Below are 16273 nucleotides of genomic sequence, written 5' to 3'. Positions count from 1 at the left end.
GTTCACGCCTTCCTCGATCCGTGCACGCACGAACATCCCCGGCAGCAGCACCTTGCCCGGGTTCGGGAACACCGCGCGGATCGTCACCGAGCCGGTGGTCTGGTCGACCGTCACGTCCGAGAACTGCAGCCTGCCCGGCTCCGAATAGGTCTTGCCGTCCTCCAGGATCAGCGACACCTTCGCCGCGCCCGGGCCGGTCGTCTTCAGGCGCCCGCTCTGCACGTCCTGACGCAGCTTCAGCCCTTCGAGGCTCGACTGCGTGAGGTCGACATACACCGGGTCGAGCTGCTGCACCGTCGACATCAGCGTCGCCTGGCTCGCCTGCACGTACGCGCCCGGCGTCACCTGCGAGATGCCGACGCGGCCCGTGATCGGCGACACGACGTCGGTGTAGCCGAGGTTGATCTGCGCGGTATCGACCGCCGCCTTGCCGGCCGCGACGTCCGCCGCGGCCTGGCCCTGCGTGGCCACCGCGTTGTCGTAGTCCTGCTTGCTGACCGCGTTCGCGGCCACCAGCACCTTGTAGCGCGCGACCAGCGCGTTCTGCGTGACGAGATTCGCCTGCGCCCTCGCGAGCGTCGCCTTCGCGCTGTTCAGCGCGGCGATGTACGGCGCCGGGTCGATCTCGTACAGGCGCTGGCCTGCCTTGACGTCGGTGCCTTCGGTGAATTCACGGCGCAACACGATGCCATCGACCCGCGCGCGCACCTGCGCGACGAGGAACGCACTGGTGCGGCCCGGCAGTTCGGCGACGACCGGAACCGCTTGCGGCTGGACGGTGACGACGCCGACTTCCGGCGTTTGCGGCGGCGGCGCCGATTCTTTTTTCCCGCACGCGGCCAGGAAAACGGCGGCCGTTGCAGCAGTGATTAAGCGGTATGGAACCCGTTCGACGCGCATGGAGCGACCTCTCGCAAATAGACGACCTTCAATGGGAATCACCAGATCTCCTCGCGATCTGCACGCGCGGCCGGCATGCTGACGCTGCCCGTCCACCGCGAATGCCGATGCGTATTTCGGGCGTTCGATGCGCCCTGCGGAGCGTTCGTTTGCCGAACTGCTTCCGTATAAAACGAGCCGTGAGCACGCGGGCCGTCAGGCACGCGTTGCCGTGGAGGCCAACCGATCCGCTAGCTCGCGGGCCGGAACGCAGCGCCGGCGAATTCGACGAACGCGCGGGCGGCGGCCGGCATGCGCGCGATACGCGCATGCGCAAGCTTCAGCGTGACGGGCGCGAGCGGGCGAACCGGTGCGACGCGAACCAGCGTGCCGGCCGCCAGATCGGCGTCGACAAGATACGCAGGCAGCACCGCTGCGCCCATGCCGGCCACGGCCAGCCGCCGCGCCATCTCGAGATGCCCGACGCCCGGACTGCCGGGAGCCGTGTCGTGGCGAAGCGCAGCCGTCTCGCCGCCGGCTGCCGGCAGTTCGAGCCGCACGGTCGCGATATCAGGCCAGTCGACCGACGCAGCCGCACCCCCATGCGCGGCGACGTAACCCGGCGCCGCGACGCGCACGGATTCGTAGGCAGCCAGCGTATGGAGCGCATACGCACCGGAAACCGGCATGCCGTCGGTCAGGAATGCGACATCGACATCCTCGGAGGTCAGATCGACGTGCGCATCGGTCAGCGTCACGATCGGCCGCACGTCCGGAAACAGGTCGACGAAGCGATCGAGCAGCGCGCTCAATCGGCTCAGCCCGAACGCAACCGGCGCGGCAATGCGCAGTTCGCCTTCGGGCTTGCTGCCCATCGCGACGAAACGACCGTCGATCTCGTCGATCGCGCCCAGAATCCGCTCCACGCGCACCAGATACAGCTCGCCGATTTCCGTCAGCGACTGATGGCAGGTGCTGCGTTGAAGCAGGCGTGCGCCGAGGCGCGTTTCCAGCGCATCGACCAGCCGGCTCGCCATCGCCGTCGACACGCGCAGCCGCGTCGCCGCCCGGCGAAATCCGCCTTCCCTTGCCACCGTCACGAATGCCCGAATCGATTGAAGTTGGTCCATTTGTCCGGATTTCCCTGCGCGGACGGCTGCCGCGACGCGCGCACCTGTCGCCACGTCGCGGCCGGCCCGCAACGGTCCGGCCAATGCAGCGGCGCCGGCCCCGGCGACGCCGGGCCGGTCGACATGCTCGTGGCAGGCGCATACCGGCATGCAACGGACGCAAGCCGGCCTCGGTTGGCCCGATGCACGATCATTCGAATAGCAGTCCTGAATTCGTTCCAGCACATCCGACGGCAACACCGGCGGTGTCCGTCGAACCTGCGGCGTTCGTACCCGCACCGCCCGAGCGCACTGGAACACGTTTCTTTCAGCAGGTGCAATGGTATGAAAACCGCCGGAAAATGGCTTGCCCGATCCTGCGATTGTTTTGCCTTAATTTCCGAATTTGTGCGCCGCACACCGTGCATCGACGGGTCATGCACGCATCGGCCATGCAGGTCAGGACGATCGGGCTAAATTCCGGCAGGTTTAGGCAATCGCGCATCTGCGACTCGCCGTACGATGTGACCGCCTCACCGGCACCCCGGCCGCGCGCCCGACCGTGAATCGCGTTCGCGAGCCTTGCCCCGGCCACGCCGCCATCCGCTCACGCCATCTGGAGATTGACGCCCGAATGCCGCCGTTACCGCGCACCACGCCCGATCGCGACCCTCGGTCGCCGGTCCTGACGCCCTCGGTCCGGCTCGCGGCCTTGATCGCCGCCTACGCGCCGCACGACGGCACGTTCGAACTCCCGGTGCGCGGCATGCGCATCGCGCGCGCATCGGCGTCGCCGCCGCACTGGCATCACGGCGTGCACCACGCATGCCTGAGCGTGGTCGGGCAAGGCGCGAAATCCCTGCGGGTCGGCGACAACGTCTATGCGATCGACGAATCGCGGATGATGGTCGCGACAGCGGACCTGCCCGTCACCGGCCGCGTCGCGCGCGGCGATCCGGCCGAGCCGTTCCTTTGCGTACAACTCGAACTCGACCCGGCCCGCATCGCGGCACTCACGCCGCGCGTGTTTCCGCGCGGGGTGCCGAGAGCCGTCGACTGCACCGCCCTCGACACGCACGACGCGCCGCCGGAAATCGTCGACGCGGTCATACGGCTGATGCAACTGATCGCACAGCCCGACGACATCGACCTGCTCGCGCCGCTGATCGTCGACGAGATCCTCATCCGGCTGCTGCGCGGCCCGTCGGGCGCGCGCGTCGCGCAGGTCGGCCAGGCCGACTCGACGACGCAACGCATCTCGCGCGCCGTTGCGTGGATTCGCGACCACTACCTCGATCCGATGACGGTCGACTCGCTCGCGCGCCAGGTGGACATGAGCCCGTCGACCTTCCATCATCACTTTCGTGCGGTCACGTCGATGAGCCCGCTACAGTGCCAGAAGGTGCTGCGACTGCAGGAGGCACGCCGCCTGATGTGCCTGTCGGCGATGGACGCGCGACAGGCATGCCGCAGCGTCGGCTATGTGAGCGCGTCGCAATTCAGCCGCGAATACGCGCGCCTGTTCGGCGATGCGCCGGGCCGGGACGTCGTGAGGATGCGCGGCGAAGCGGTGCCGCTGCCCCGCGTCGCGCCGTAATCCGGCCGCACGTCTGCCGGATGCCGGATGCCGGATGCCGGACGATGCTTGCGGCCGGCGGTGCCCGTCACGCGAGCGCGGGGGGCGCGGCCTGGCTGACGTCGACGCGCCTCGGCAGGATGCCGGCCTGGAAGAACACGTCCGCGATGCGCTGCTGATAGGCGAGCGTGTCGCGCGAGACAGGCTCGACACCGAAACGCGCGCGACGAAACGCGAGTGCCACAGCCGGCTCCGGAATCCCCCAAAGCTTCGAGAACTCGGCCGCGCCCTGTGCGCGGTTCGCATCGAGCCATCGCTGCACCGTCGTCAGCTCCGCCACCGCCACATTCAGCACGTCGGCATTGTGCTGCGCGTACGAGCGCGACGCAAAGTAATAGCCGCGATTCTCGACGAGCCCGGTACCGTCCGCGACGATGCGCGCGCCGAACGCTTGCTGAACCACCGCGAGAAACGGATCCCAGATGATCCATGCATCGACCGAACGGTTCTCGAACGCCGCTCGCGCGTCGGAAGGCGATAGCCAGACCGGCGTGATGTCCGCATAGCCGAGCTTCGCGGCCTGCAGCAGCCGGACCAGCAGGAAGTGCGTGTTCGATCCCTTCACCAGCGCGATGCGCTTGCCGCGCAGGTCGGCAAAGGTCCTGACCGGCGAATCCTTCGGAACGACGAGCGCCTCGGCTGCGGGGCCGGCCGGCGTCTGTGCGTAATAGACGAGCGGCGCGCCGGCCGCGAGCGCGAAGATCGGCGGCGCCTCGCCGACATCGCCGAAATCGATCGAGCCCGCGTTCAGCGCTTCGAGTTGCGGCGGCCCCGACGGGAATTCCGCCCACGTGACGCTCACGCCGAGTGTCGCAAGCTTGTCCTGCAGCGTGCCGCGCGCCTTCAACAGGCTGAGCGGCCCTTTCTGGTAGCCGATGCGCAGCGTGCGCGCCCCGGCCGTACTCGCGAGCGCGAAGCCGGGATGCGCGGCGGCGCCCGCCGCGATCGCGAGGCCGGCCTGAAGGAGCCGGCGGCGGTTGATGAATTGTCGATCAGCCATGTCGTGTCGGGTTCGATGACGGGGTGTGGCTTCGCGCGCAGGCATCCGGGGCGCGGTGAAGCGGGTCGAATCGATTCTAGGGGGTGGGCGCCGTGCATCGAACCAACGATGTCCGATATCGAAAGCAAGCCTGTTCATAAGGGCGTGCCGGTGCGCGCGCACTCATGACGACACGACCGGCACCGGCTTCAAATGCAGGACTGCAGATTATTTGCCTCGACGAATCGAGGCGGCGCACGCACCGCGCCGGCGGTGCGTTCAGGAATGGCAGGAGGCGTGCAGCGCCGCCTCGTCGGCGGCCAGCATTTCAGGCACGCATTCGCGCAGGAAATCGACGAACGTACGGATCTTCGCGTCGAGATACTGCCGCGACGGATACAGCGTGTAGACCGTCAGCTTCTGCAGCCGGTAGTCGGGCAGCACGCGCACCAGCGCGCCGCTCGCCAGCGCGGGCACGGCAGACGACATCGGCAACGAACCGATCCCGAGGCCGGCGCGCAGCGCGGCGCCAAGCGCATCGGCGATGTTCACCTGGAAATCCGGCTGGGGCAGGTCGAATGTCTTGCGACCGTCGGGGCCGTCGAGATGCCAGCGATCGCGCGGGAACACCGGCGTGACGATCTGCAGACATGCGTGATTCGCGAGTTCGGCCACCGTGCGCGGCGTACCGCGCTCCTTCAGATACGCGGGCGATGCGCACAGCACGCTGTGCACGTCGCCGAGCCGCTGCGACACGAGCCCGGAATCGGGCAACTCCGTCGCGCTCAACTGCAGCGACACGTCGTAGCCTTCGTCGATGATGTCGGGCACGTGCTGCGACAGCGTCAGCTCGACCGCGACCGCCGGATAGCGCTGCCGGTATCGCACCACCGCCGGCACCACGTAGGCCTGCCCGAAGCTCGTGGTCGCGTGAACATGCAGCCGTCCTGACGGCTTCGCCTGGGCGTCGGCCGCCTCGGCTTCCGCTTCTTCGATATAGCCGAGGATGCGCTGGCAGCGGTCGAGATAGCGTTGCCCGGCATCGGTCAACGCGATGCGGCGCGTGCTGCGATTGAGCAGGCGTGTGCGCAGATGCGTTTCGAGCTGCGCGACCGACCGCGATGCATAGGCGGTCGTGATGTCCAGGCGATGGGCCGCGCTCGTGAAGCTCCCCTCCTCCGCGACCCGGACGAAAATGCGCATCATCTGTAACGTGTCCATCGACCTGTCCCCGGGATTGAGATCACGTCGCGCCACCGAGCGGCCATGGTGCCGGCGGCTCCGGCACTGGCCGGTCTGGCGCGAATTGTGCGGAACAGTACAGCAGCGTTGCCGGCATGTCCAGTTCGCCGTATGCAGCGTGATCCGGATGCCGAATCGTCTGGTCGAGCCGCCAGGCGTGCGGTATATGGGCGCGACGCGAATGCGCCCGCAAGCGGGCGGCACCGGCTCGGCAAAAACGCCTCCGCGACCACGATGCCGCCCCGCGCTTCACATTCCTGTGTAGTGCATTACGAGGCGGGCGCTACGTCGAACGGATTGCCCGACACGATCGTGTCGTCGCGCTCCGCGCCGGTCGTGATCATCGACACCGGTGCGCCTGCGACCGCTTCGATACGTGCGATGAAATCCTGCGCGGCGCGCGGCAGCGCCGCACGCTCGCGGACACCCTTCACGGTGCCCTGCCAGCCGTCGAACTGCTCGTATACAGGCGTCGCGCGCGACTGCGTATCGAGGCTCGCGGGCAGATGATCGACCCGTGCGCCATCGAGCTCGTAGCCGACGCATAGCCGGATCGATTCGAAACCGTCGAGCACGTCGAGCTTGGTGAGCACCAGCGAATCGATGCCCGAGATCCTGACGGCCTGACGCAACTGCGCGGCATCGAGCCATCCGCAGCGCCGCGGACGCCCGGTATTGACGCCGAACTCTCCCCCGCGCGTGCGCAGCGTTTCGCCGGTGGCGTCGGACAGCTCGGTCAGGAACGGCCCGCCGCCGACACGCGTCGCATACGCCTTGGTCACGCCCAGCACGTGACCGAGCTTCGACGCGCCGAGCCCCGTGCCCGCTGCGGCCGCCGAGGCGACGGTGCCCGACGAGGTCACGAACGGGTACGTGCCCCAGTCGATATCCAGCATCACGGCCTGAGCCCCCTCGAACAGGATGCGCTCGCCGCGGTCGATGGCGTCGTTGAGGTCGGCCCAGACGGGGCGCACGAACGGCAGGATTTTCGGTGCGAGATCGACCAGCGTCGCCAGCATCGCGTCGCGCGAGTGCTCGGCAAGCCCCAGGCCGCGGAACCACGCGTTGTGATGGTCGACGAGCACATCGAGCCTGGCGGCGAGCCGGTCCGGCTCCGCCAGATCGGCGACCCGCAGGCCGCGACGCCCGACCTTGTCCTCGTAGGCCGGGCCGATTCCGCGCAGCGTGGTGCCGATGGGTTCCTCGCGCAGACGCTCCTGAGCCTCATCGAGCGCACGATGGATCGGCAGCACCAGCGTTGCGTTCTCCGCGATCGACAGATTGTGCGGCGTCACCGACAGCCCGAGCTCGGCAACCCGCCCGATTTCCGCGAGCAGCGCCTCCGGATCGAGCGCCACGCCATTGCCGATCACGCCGCGCTTGCCGCGGACGACGCCGCTCGGCAGCAGCGCGAGCTTGTACGTCTTGCCGCCGACGACCAGCGTATGGCCCGCGTTGTGGCCGCCGTTGTAGCGGGCGACCAGATCGGCCTGCGCCGCCAGCCAGTCCACGACGCGCCCCTTGCCTTCGTCGCCCCATTGGGCCCCCACGACCACCACGTTCGGCATGCTCTGTACTCCATGTGAGAAATTCAGACAGTCATTCGGCCAAGCCGGCCGTTTGTGTGCCATATTGGCAAAGCTGAAGCACCCGATCAAACGATTAAACCTGAACTCTCGTGTGAGTAAATTTCACGCGAAACGAATCGATGGCACGACGACTCCCTCCGTTGAACTCGCTACGCGCGTTCGAAGCGGCCGCGCGGCTCGGCAGCTTCACGCTGGCCGCCGACGAACTGTGCGTGACGCACGGCGCGATCAGCCGGCACGTTCAGCAACTGGAGGCGTGGCTCGGGCGGCCGCTGTTCGAACGCCACAACCGGCGGGTCGAGCTGACCGACGCGGGCCGCGCATACCTGGCCGAGGTCGGTGCTTCGTTCGACCGGATCGCGCTTGCCACGGCGCAGCACTTCGGCCACACACAACAGCGCGTGCTGCGCGTCAGCGCGCCGGCGACGTTTTCGTTGCGCTGGCTCGTGCCCAGGCTGTCGTCGTTCCAGGTCGCCCATCCGGCCATCGAGGTGCGCCTGTCGACGTCGAACGATCCGATCGACAAGCTGCGCGACAAGGTCGACCTGATCGTTCGCGGCGGCCCGCAGGCGATCGACGGCTTCGTCGCCGAGGAATTCCTGTCCGAGGTGCGGCTGCCGGTGTGCTCGCCGAAGCTGCTGGACGGGCGCCCGTTGCTTACACCCGCCGATCTCGCCGGCTTCACGTTGCTGCACGCGGCAACCTATCCCGGCATGTGGCCGGAGTGGCTCGCGGCGGCCGGGCATCCGAATCTCGTGCCGCGACACGCGCTCACGCTCGAGCATTTCTACCTGACGCTGCAAGGCGCGCTCGACGGACTGGGCGTCGCGATGGGCCCGATCGCGCTCGTCGCGGACGACATCGCCGAAGGTCGGCTCGTACAGCCGTTCAGCGAACCGGCGCTGCCGCCGTGGCGCTACTTCACGTACGTGGCTTCCGCGCGCGCGAACGACGACGCCGTGCGGGCATTCAAGGACTGGCTGAAAGTGGCGGGCAATGCGGCTGCGTCGGGTGGGCGGAACTGACCGCATCGGCGGGCCGGTCAAGTACGCGAAGAAAGACAGGATGACGAATCGAATCACGCTTGCGTGAGAAACGCGTTTGTCTTCGTCGATGCGGGGGGAGACTGCTTGCGATCCGCGCGTTGGGACCAGGATGCACGAGACAGGCCGCGGATCGAACCGCAGCCTGCCGCCGGACGACGGTTACTGGCTTGCGCCTACGCCGGCCTTTTTCTCTGCGTTCTGCAGGTTCTGCGGATAGTTCGGATCATTGGCCGCCGGCTTGTAACCGGCATCTTCGAGTTTCTTCAGCTCGGCAGTGTTCTTCGCACGCGCAGCCTTGTGCTCTGCCTTGCGCTGGGCCTTGGCCGCCTTGCGCGCCTGGCTCTTCGCCGCCTTGGCGTCCTGCGCAGCGGACGTGTCAGCGTCGGTCTGTGCAAAAGCAGGAACTGCCGCGCCGAACAGGAACGCGGCTGCGGTAGCAGCCAACGTGAGTTTTCTGATCTGGATTCGCATCGCTGAACTCTCTTTTCTGGTTTATCACGGATTGAAAGACCATCGAGATACCGCCCCTGTCCCGATCGGTTGTCATGTCGCGATCAGGACTTGTGCATCATAACCGCGTCGCGGAAAACCTGGCGCGAACGTGAAGACGCGATTGGGGATACACGTATGGGAGAAAACGTGGACGCCGCCCGACGGTCGGTCGGCGAAGGCGCGGCGACGTGTCGCGTATCGGCGTGCCGTGCGACAGGCGCAAGCACCGACCGGTGTCGCGTGCGGATCGGTGCGGAGGACGGGTCATGGGCAGGCCGTGCGACGGAGCGTACCCGTGGTCGTCTCATGGGCGGTGTGATGTGGTTTGTCCGCACACGCGCATGCTTGGCGAGAGCCTCGCCCTGCGATGCATGCGCTCTGCAGCAGCAGGCAACCTGTGTGTCACGTTGCCGGTCGACCCGGTTCGGGCGACGGTTCCTCCCATAAACGGCCACGATTCGGTTCGAATGACGCTCAAGGCGATCGCATTGCATCGCCGTGACGCACGGTGGCCGTTCCTTAACCGGCCGCGGCATAGCTGCGCGACACGGAGGGCTATCCGGAGCCGTAAAACGCGTCGCAGGCAGATCCATGTGAGGAAAAGGACGGGCGCGTTACTTGTGGTGAGGATCCATGCCCGAATTGCGTCACGAATGCGCCAAGGGCACTCGGATGCCGCGACGCCTGTCTGGCTGGCCTCGTACGTCGTGCGTTGCGGGAACCGCAAAGTAACACCTGTGAATCCAGCCGATGCAGTTCAAAAATGCATTTGGTCGCAACCCTGGGCACAGATTTCTGATTCGATGACTTCGTCCGCCATGCACAGCGTGCAGATCCTTTTGTGATCGTCGGGTCGGTGAGCCTTTACGGGATTCAAGGAAAAGGCGAAGGGTGAGAAGGTTCGGGATCGGCAAGCATGCTCGGTTGCGGTGAGTTCTTCGCCCTCCATCACTTCACGTTGCTCGACCGCGTCTACGAAATCGACCCATGAGCGTTTGGTTTGCTTGAGTGGCAGCGGATGCGACGGAGGTTTCCAGGGAGCCTGGTTGCCGGTTTTGGTGCCCCTGAACCACAGCATTTCCCTTCGGCTGATCCAAAGGTAGAAAGTTGGAGGACTCCGGGAGGTCGAAGCAGGTCGCTCCATTTTTCTCTGTGTACAGTCGACCGTCTGGATCTGGCATCGGGTGTGGATGACGCCTCGGAAAAAACTTGTTCGCGGACGCGACAGCACGAGTGCAAAAAACCATCCGCCTGCCGTCCGGGACGATTTCGAACTGCCGTGAGCGACACCGACGAGATTCGCATGTCAGGTAGACGATCCGTTTTGACGGTCGATCGCTGGGGCAAGCAAGGTCGAGGAACGTTTTCCTGGCTCCCATAAATGGGAACCTGTGTCTGAAAACGGTCGGTTTTCCCAGTTTTTCTCCCATAGGTTTATACGTATCAGCCGTTGTGAGTGTGTACTCACCTCTCTCGGGAGCCTTATCAGGCCTGAAGCGTGGGCGAAACAAGCCATCAGGCTGTGGATCTTCACGCGTTAGCCGGAGTATTCGCTCGCTTGCGGCACCAGAGACGGCTCCCTTTGGTAGCGGTTTATGGGGTTCGTCTTTCTGTGGCAGCACACGTGTGTTTACATCTTTTGTAAACCACGTTTACTTCTTTAACTACTTTTAGACGGCTCACAGCCTTATCAGACAAGGGTTTGGCAGGTGTTCGGTACCCATTTATGGGAGCACAGGTAGAAAGGTCTGGGGTTTCAGGTCTGTGGATTTGGGGTGAGGGGTACCGTGTTGTGGGGATTCAGGGTTGTGGATATGGGGAATGCGTAGCCGGTTATGGGAAATCAGCCCGGAAATGCATCAGGTAGCCGCCTATGGGAACGAAGACAGGTTGTCGTTTATGGGGCGTTCCTTGCGATCCATGAGCCGGCACGCGCACAGCGTTTTTCTTTCGGTAGCCGGTTATGGGATTCCGCACAGGTATCCGTTTATGGGTGCGAATTCTTGGCCTCCTGATTCCATTTTCCCGTTCCTCTCCGTCAGCACCTCCCATAGGCGGGATCGGTACCGCCCACAGGTGACCATGTATGGGGAATTTGATTGGTAGCCGGTTATGGGAGCGATTTCGAGCCACAGGTTCCAACTTGCAGTCATCGCCGAAGCAGAGGCGGATCGGAAGGTACCCGCTTATGGGAATCGATGAAGGTAGCAAGTTATGGGAGGGAGGCGCACTTCTGCTGCAGGGCATCACGAATCTGTCCGGCGATGGCGATTTCGTCCGGATGCTTCCCATGGATGGTTACCTTACCGGGTGCAAGCCACCGTCCGGTTTTTGTGTCCGGGCATGAAAGGTAGTGACTTGTGGGAGGCGTTTTCGGCTAAAGGTAGATGAATATGGGGCTCCGAACAGATCGTTCGATCCTGAATTTCCCTTTTGTGTCTGAAGGTTAGCTGCGATAGTGCAAGTAGTGCTGGAGCAAGGGCGTTGCCCCTCGACGAGAAAAGGTATAAAGTCCGCTATCAACAAGGTGACCTTATCCGGACATTACGATGCCGCGCAAGCCCGCAAGCAAAGGCTCAGACAAACAGGTTTCGCTGTTTCAGACACCAGAGCCTCCCGACTTGCTGCGCAAGGCGGTCCAGGCGATTCACATCGCGCCCAAGTCGGGGAAGATCGGTCTGCAGCAGCGCAAGATGTTCAGCTCGCTGATCAAGAACGCGCTTCGGCAGGAGGCGTTCGAGCCCGGCCGGACGAGTTTCTCGATCTCGATCGCGTCGCTTTCGCACGAGAGCGGCTTGAACAGCAACAACACGAAATACGTCAAGGATACGGTCAACTCGCTGATCAGTACCGTCGTCAACTGGGACTACCTGGCCGCGGACCGTTCGACCGTCTGGAAAGCGTCCGGCCTGCTGGCGGGTGCGGAGCTCGAGCAGTCGGTGCTGAAGTACAGCTTCTCCGACCAGATTCGCAGCGAGTTGCTCAACCCCGAAATCTACGCGCTGATCGACATGCGGATTGCCCGCGAATTCCGGCGGTCGCACTCGCTCGCGCTGTGGGAAAACACGGTGCGTTACGAAGGGATCGGCATCACCGCGAAGATCCCGCTGCCTAAATTCCGTGACCTCATTCTCGGCCAGGACAAGGCATCGCAATCGTACAAGGAATACAAGCTGTTCAAGAGCAAGGTCCTCGTGCCGTGCATTCAGGAGGTGAACGAAGTATCGGATCACACGCTCGAGCTGATCGAACACAAGTCCGGCCGGAGCGTGGAAGCCGTTCAGTTCAAGGTGACGCGCAAGCAGAGCGCCGACACGGTGGAGGACGGCGACGTCAAGAACGAAGCGCTGGTCGAGGAGGTCGCCAAGCTCGGCATTCCGCGTTCGGAAGCACGCAGGTTGATCACGCAATACGGCGTGCAGCGCATCAAGGCGGCGATCGCCTATACGCTCAATCGGACTACGAAGAAGAATGCTGCGCCGGTCGACAACGTGGCCGCGTATTTCCGCAAGGCGCTGACACACGGCTATACGCTGGCCGACGGGCAGGGAACGGAAGCGGCCGCTCCGGCGAAGGAGTCCGGCCAGAGCAAGCAGGAGCAGATTCGCGACAAATATCTGGCGGCGAAGGTCGAGGAAGCCGGCGCCTATTTCCGCGAACTGGAGATCGACGATCAGACCAGGCTGATCGAGCGCTACAACGAGACGGTGGCCGGCTCGAAGGACCTGACGCTGTCGCCGAAGAAGAAGGCGAGCAAGCTTGCGCAGACCAGTTTCTTCCGCTGGCTGGCGCTGGATACCTGGGGCGAACCGACCTCGGACGACTTGCTGGAATTCCTGCTCAAGAGCAGCCTCGCAGGCAACTGATCCAGGCCTCGCGGCCGGGTGAGCGTCGCGCGCCGGACGTCGTCGTCCGGCGCGCGGAGCAATCTCGACGCGAGGCCTTTGTCCGGTTGAGCGCTACTTTTGCGTGACCGTCGCCAGCTCGGCGACGTACGCGTCGATGACGGTCTTGAGCTTGTCGGCGAGCGCCTCCTGGTGCGACGCGTCGACGCCCTTGAGCTGCAGGTCCAGACGTCCGTCCGGATAGGTCTTCAATTGACCGATCGCTCGCGCGTCGAGCGCGAAGTCGTGACGAACGCTGTAACGCGTCCGTCCCGTTTTCTTGTTGCCGTCGCTCTGCGCCCGCAGGAAATTCTCGAGATCGCGGACCGATTTTTTCCGATCGATCACGGCGGTCAGCAGCCGGTCGGCCGTCGGCTCGCCCAGGCGTTCGAAGATCAGTTTCAGGAAGTACGCCGCTTGCAGGCCGACCACGTCGTTCGCGCTGGCCATCCGTTCGAGGAGTGCGTTCGGGAGCGCGTTGAGCGACAGCGTCTTGCTGATCGATGCCTTGTCCTTGCCGATTTTTTCCGCCAGCGTGTTCTGGTCGGCAAAGACCTTTTCGTCGAGGAGGCGCTTCCACGCGACCGCGTCGTCGAAGATTGTCTGGCGTTCGTGATCGTGGTTGGCCCGATATGCGATCGTGTAGAGCTGCTCGGGCGTGTGGTCCGTGCGGAACGTGGCGTTGATGGTTTCGTCGCCGTTGATGCTCGTTGCACGCAGCCGACGTTGCCCGTCGATCACGACGAGCTTGCCGGGAAACTCCGGAAGCCGCGTGACCTTGATCGGCTCGATCTGCCCTTCCCGTTTCAACGTCAGGGCGAGTTCGTGCAGGCTCGATTCCGAGTAGAACACGCGAGGGTTGAACGGGTTCGGAATGCAATCCTTGACCAGCACCCTCTGCGGCGCGCCGAGATCGGGCGTACCGGCAGGCGTGGCCGCAACCGGTGCGCTGACGGGCGCCGATTCGCCGGCGATGTTCGGTGCGGCTGCCGGCTCGGGCAGCCGCGTTTCGAGCGCTGCATTTTCCTGAGCGAGCCCGCGCAGCAGGCCGGCCGCCAGGTGCAGGTTGCCGGTGGGCTTCTTGTCTTTCGATGTGTCCTTAGCCATGGGCGGCTCCGGTAGCGCGCGTCGACGCGATGTATTGGGCCATTTCCGTGACCAGCTTTTCGATCTCTGCGCGAGCTTCCTTGAGCCCCTTCAGATATCGATTGTGATGATGGATCGTCGTGCCGAGCGCGAACGTCTGACGATAGACCTCGCGTTGTGCGATCTGGCTGTCGAGCAGATGCTCCCCTATTTCTTCAGCCCTTAGAATTTTTAAAATTTCTTCACGCATTTTAGTTTTTCCATTGACACTATTCAGCATCAATGCGGAAGAAAGATTCGGGTTACGGACGGCTCGCATCGATTCGATCATGCGGATCATCGCGACGGTGCTGTACAGATCAGCCGGCGATGGAGACAGCGGTACGAGGCAAAAGTCAGCGACTTCGAGTACGGACGCAATGCGCGGATCTTCGAGGTTGCCTGGACAGTCGACGACGATCACGTCGAAGTTTGCATCCTGCTTCTTGATCTCGCCGCCGATGCCACGGCCGGCCGGTGCGAGGGAAAGAACCGTCATCGGCAAGGTGTTTTCACCACTCGTCACCCAGCGGACTGAAGTGCCTTGAGGGTCGGCATCGATCAGCGCGACCTTGTTGCCGCCGGCTTCGAACGCAGCCGCGATATTGACGGAGATGGTTGTCTTCCCGGTCCCACCTTTTTGATTGCTGACGGCGATCTTGAAAGCCATTAAATTCCTCCACGGATTTCTGCGTAATATATGCAGATATTACGAAAATGTCCAGAAAAGCCTTCGACGGGATGTATTTTTTGACGAGCGCTGTGGTTGTCACGTGACAAGTCCGCTGGATGGCCAACGAGTCCATCGCAAATGATCGTCGAATAAATACAAAAAGCATCTCCGATTCTGTTCAAAGGAGATCGTGAAAATTTGAATGGATTGAAACGGCATCAAACATCAGTGACGACATTCGAGCGTGGCGACTGGGCATCCCACTGCATCTTTTCTTCCGATTCCGCACACTGGAACTCAAACAGCTTTAGGTCGTAGAGAGCATTCCGGGAAGCCGTTGTCACGTGACAACCGCATGAGAGAGCATGAGTTTGATCTGCGGTGCGCTATACGAGAAATGGCGTCCCGATCTCGACGGAAAAGCATCACGACACCAACTCGATATCCGATTGCGGTTCTGAGGCCCAATGGAATTATCGAGCAGCGAGGTGAGTTGTCACGTGACAATCGACTCGGCGAGCAAACCAACGTAGATGCCCGACTATTTTCAACAGGCTACTTTGGGCGAACAGTACCGTCACTGATCGGTGAGTTGAAGGAGCGATCAGGATAGGATTGGCGGACGATACCGAGTCGGTGCATTTGGTTTGCAGTGCGGGTTGGTTGTCGAGTTGTCACGTGACAACAGAAGCGCCGGATCCGGGAATCCAACTGAAAAGGTGGCCCGGGAAACCGTGTGCGAATGCATGGCTAGGTGGAGTAGCCGAAATCCCGATGGCTTTTCGGACCAATGCTCTCATTAGTGACCGCTGAATGCAGGATCAACGTAATACCCGGGATGCTCGCGAAAACATGCTCCGAGAGACCGTTGAATGATATGGCCCCATTAAAATGAGGTGCTCGGATCGGGGTTCTCACACGCCGCATTTGTCAGGGCAGGGGAGTCGCTACGATTTGAGAATTCCGTACCATTGCAAGAGTGGTCTGACGGCGCAAAGCGTCAGCCGCGCAAGCGGGCTTCAATTGACACGCAAATTTGCGCGTTAGGAACGTGTGTCTGTTCGGAGGGACCGGATCGTGAAACATTTTCGAAAAATGGGGCTCTCAAGTAAACCCTTATCTGGCAAGGGCTTGCGCGATCTTTCTCATGTTGTTTCACGAAAAATGAGCCCGATTGCCTTGGGAAATGGGGGCGTATGGATGTGCGGCGTGTGGCGCTTGAAGATTGATGTGAGTGCGGCGCAAAAGGGTTTGTTAAATACGTATTTTGTGGTTTTTGATACGTAATATGGTTGAGTTCACCTTCGAGGTCCATGGCTCGAGGGTGTTCTCCCAAATTTTTGCTCCCTGTCCGGTTATGGATGCGACGCGAGTTGTCACGTGACAACGCATGCTCCGGTTGATCGTTTCCTTGATCTGGCGAACCTCGCTGTATGCGGATCACCGGAAAATTCGGGGTAGACGGTTACGAGGTCGGCAAACGAGATGTGCTCTTTGAAGCAGGGCGCTGCGTCGCATATTCAAACTGGCCGGTGTGGGAGTGCCTGTCGAATGCGATGCTCGCGAGCCCGAGCGTGCGACCGACTTTGAGAGAGGGACAACCGACGGTTCGGCAGGCA

General features: G+C 63.1%; 13 protein-coding genes. 4 read left to right on the top strand and 9 right to left on the bottom strand.

Going from position 1 to position 16273, the window contains the following annotated elements; all coding sequences use genetic code 11:
- Positions 1-900: efflux RND transporter periplasmic adaptor subunit (locus tag GQ57_RS08105; protein WP_034197578.1), on the bottom strand; the 900-nt coding region annotated here is incomplete at its 3' end.
- 230 nt (positions 901-1130) lie between these two features.
- On the bottom strand, positions 1131-2009 hold the full coding sequence (locus tag GQ57_RS08100) for a LysR family transcriptional regulator (protein ID WP_031398024.1): 879 nt from the start codon (positions 2007-2009) through the stop codon (positions 1131-1133).
- Between the two features lie 613 nt (positions 2010-2622).
- Here GQ57_RS08100 and GQ57_RS08095 point away from each other — a divergent pair.
- Positions 2623-3585: an AraC family transcriptional regulator gene (locus GQ57_RS08095; RefSeq protein ID WP_235215040.1), complete on the top strand. Its 963-nt coding sequence runs from the start codon at positions 2623-2625 to the stop codon at positions 3583-3585.
- 67 nt (positions 3586-3652) lie between these two features.
- Here the strand turns inward: GQ57_RS08095 and GQ57_RS08090 are convergent, their stop codons facing one another.
- From GQ57_RS08090 to GQ57_RS08080, 3 genes are all read right to left on the bottom strand, one after another.
- A complete protein-coding gene (locus GQ57_RS08090; RefSeq protein WP_034197577.1) occupies positions 3653-4624 on the bottom strand; it encodes an aliphatic sulfonate ABC transporter substrate-binding protein in 972 nt (323 codons plus the stop codon).
- A 258-nt stretch (positions 4625-4882) separates the two neighbouring features.
- Positions 4883-5824, bottom strand: a complete 942-nt coding sequence (locus GQ57_RS08085) for a LysR family transcriptional regulator (protein ID WP_034197576.1) — start codon at positions 5822-5824, stop codon at positions 4883-4885.
- Positions 5825-6114: 290 nt separating this feature from the next.
- Positions 6115-7413: an adenylosuccinate synthase gene (locus tag GQ57_RS08080; RefSeq protein WP_034197575.1), complete on the bottom strand. Its 1299-nt coding sequence runs from the start codon at positions 7411-7413 to the stop codon at positions 6115-6117.
- Between the two features lie 140 nt (positions 7414-7553).
- Here GQ57_RS08080 and gcvA point away from each other — a divergent pair, with 140 nt between their 5' ends.
- Positions 7554-8459, top strand: a complete 906-nt coding sequence (gcvA, locus tag GQ57_RS08075; RefSeq protein WP_034197574.1) for a transcriptional regulator GcvA — start codon at positions 7554-7556, stop codon at positions 8457-8459.
- 180 nt (positions 8460-8639) lie between these two features.
- Here gcvA and GQ57_RS08070 read toward each other — a convergent pair whose 3' ends face one another.
- Positions 8640-8951, bottom strand: a complete 312-nt coding sequence (locus tag GQ57_RS08070) for a hypothetical protein (protein WP_031398030.1) — start codon at positions 8949-8951, stop codon at positions 8640-8642.
- Between the two features lie 778 nt (positions 8952-9729).
- Positions 9730-10050, bottom strand: a complete 321-nt coding sequence (locus GQ57_RS41465; protein ID WP_152601677.1) for a hypothetical protein — start codon at positions 10048-10050, stop codon at positions 9730-9732.
- 1471 nt (positions 10051-11521) lie between these two features.
- Between GQ57_RS41465 and GQ57_RS08065 the strand changes: the two genes are divergently transcribed.
- Positions 11522-12838 (top strand): replication initiation protein, encoded by a 1317-nt coding sequence (locus tag GQ57_RS08065; protein ID WP_031398031.1) that lies wholly within the window; start codon positions 11522-11524, stop codon positions 12836-12838.
- 93 nt (positions 12839-12931) lie between these two features.
- Here the strand turns inward: GQ57_RS08065 and GQ57_RS08060 are convergent, their stop codons facing one another.
- Both GQ57_RS08060 and GQ57_RS08055 read right to left on the bottom strand, forming a co-directional pair.
- Positions 12932-13963 (bottom strand): ParB/RepB/Spo0J family partition protein, encoded by a 1032-nt coding sequence (locus GQ57_RS08060; protein ID WP_034197573.1) that lies wholly within the window; start codon positions 13961-13963, stop codon positions 12932-12934.
- Positions 13956-14651, bottom strand: coding sequence for a ParA family protein (locus GQ57_RS08055; RefSeq protein ID WP_031398033.1), 696 nt, complete (start codon positions 14649-14651; stop codon positions 13956-13958). The genes GQ57_RS08060 and GQ57_RS08055 overlap by 8 nt, the downstream gene beginning before the upstream one ends.
- Before the next feature lie 1080 nt (positions 14652-15731).
- Between GQ57_RS08055 and GQ57_RS41460 the strand changes: the two genes are divergently transcribed.
- Entirely contained in the window at positions 15732-15941 is a 210-nt protein-coding gene (locus GQ57_RS41460; protein ID WP_152603218.1) for a hypothetical protein, read from the top strand.
- Positions 15942-16273: the final 332 nt, after the last annotated feature.

The sequence above is a fragment of the Burkholderia sp. MSh2 genome (assembly GCF_000731655.1).
GTDB lineage: Bacteria > Pseudomonadota > Gammaproteobacteria > Burkholderiales > Burkholderiaceae > Burkholderia > Burkholderia paludis.
This window is presented reverse-complemented; position numbering and strand designations above follow the sequence as displayed.

Coding starts and splice junctions, on each gene's coding strand:
- GQ57_RS08100 (WP_031398024.1), bottom strand. CDS start 2,009: ATGGACCAACTTCAATCGATTCGGGCATTCGTGACGGTGGCAAGGGAA.
- GQ57_RS08095 (WP_235215040.1), top strand. CDS start 2,623: ATGCCGCCGTTACCGCGCACCACGCCCGATCGCGACCCTCGGTCGCCG.
- GQ57_RS08090 (WP_034197577.1), bottom strand. CDS start 4,624: ATGGCTGATCGACAATTCATCAACCGCCGCCGGCTCCTTCAGGCCGGC.
- GQ57_RS08085 (WP_034197576.1), bottom strand. CDS start 5,824: ATGGACACGTTACAGATGATGCGCATTTTCGTCCGGGTCGCGGAGGAG.
- GQ57_RS08080 (WP_034197575.1), bottom strand. CDS start 7,413: ATGCCGAACGTGGTGGTCGTGGGGGCCCAATGGGGCGACGAAGGCAAG.
- gcvA (WP_034197574.1), top strand. CDS start 7,554: ATGGCACGACGACTCCCTCCGTTGAACTCGCTACGCGCGTTCGAAGCG.
- GQ57_RS08070 (WP_031398030.1), bottom strand. CDS start 8,951: ATGCGAATCCAGATCAGAAAACTCACGTTGGCTGCTACCGCAGCCGCG.
- GQ57_RS41465 (WP_152601677.1), bottom strand. CDS start 10,050: ATGCTGTGGTTCAGGGGCACCAAAACCGGCAACCAGGCTCCCTGGAAA.
- GQ57_RS08065 (WP_031398031.1), top strand. CDS start 11,522: ATGCCGCGCAAGCCCGCAAGCAAAGGCTCAGACAAACAGGTTTCGCTG.
- GQ57_RS08060 (WP_034197573.1), bottom strand. CDS start 13,963: ATGGCTAAGGACACATCGAAAGACAAGAAGCCCACCGGCAACCTGCAC.
- GQ57_RS08055 (WP_031398033.1), bottom strand. CDS start 14,651: ATGGCTTTCAAGATCGCCGTCAGCAATCAAAAAGGTGGGACCGGGAAG.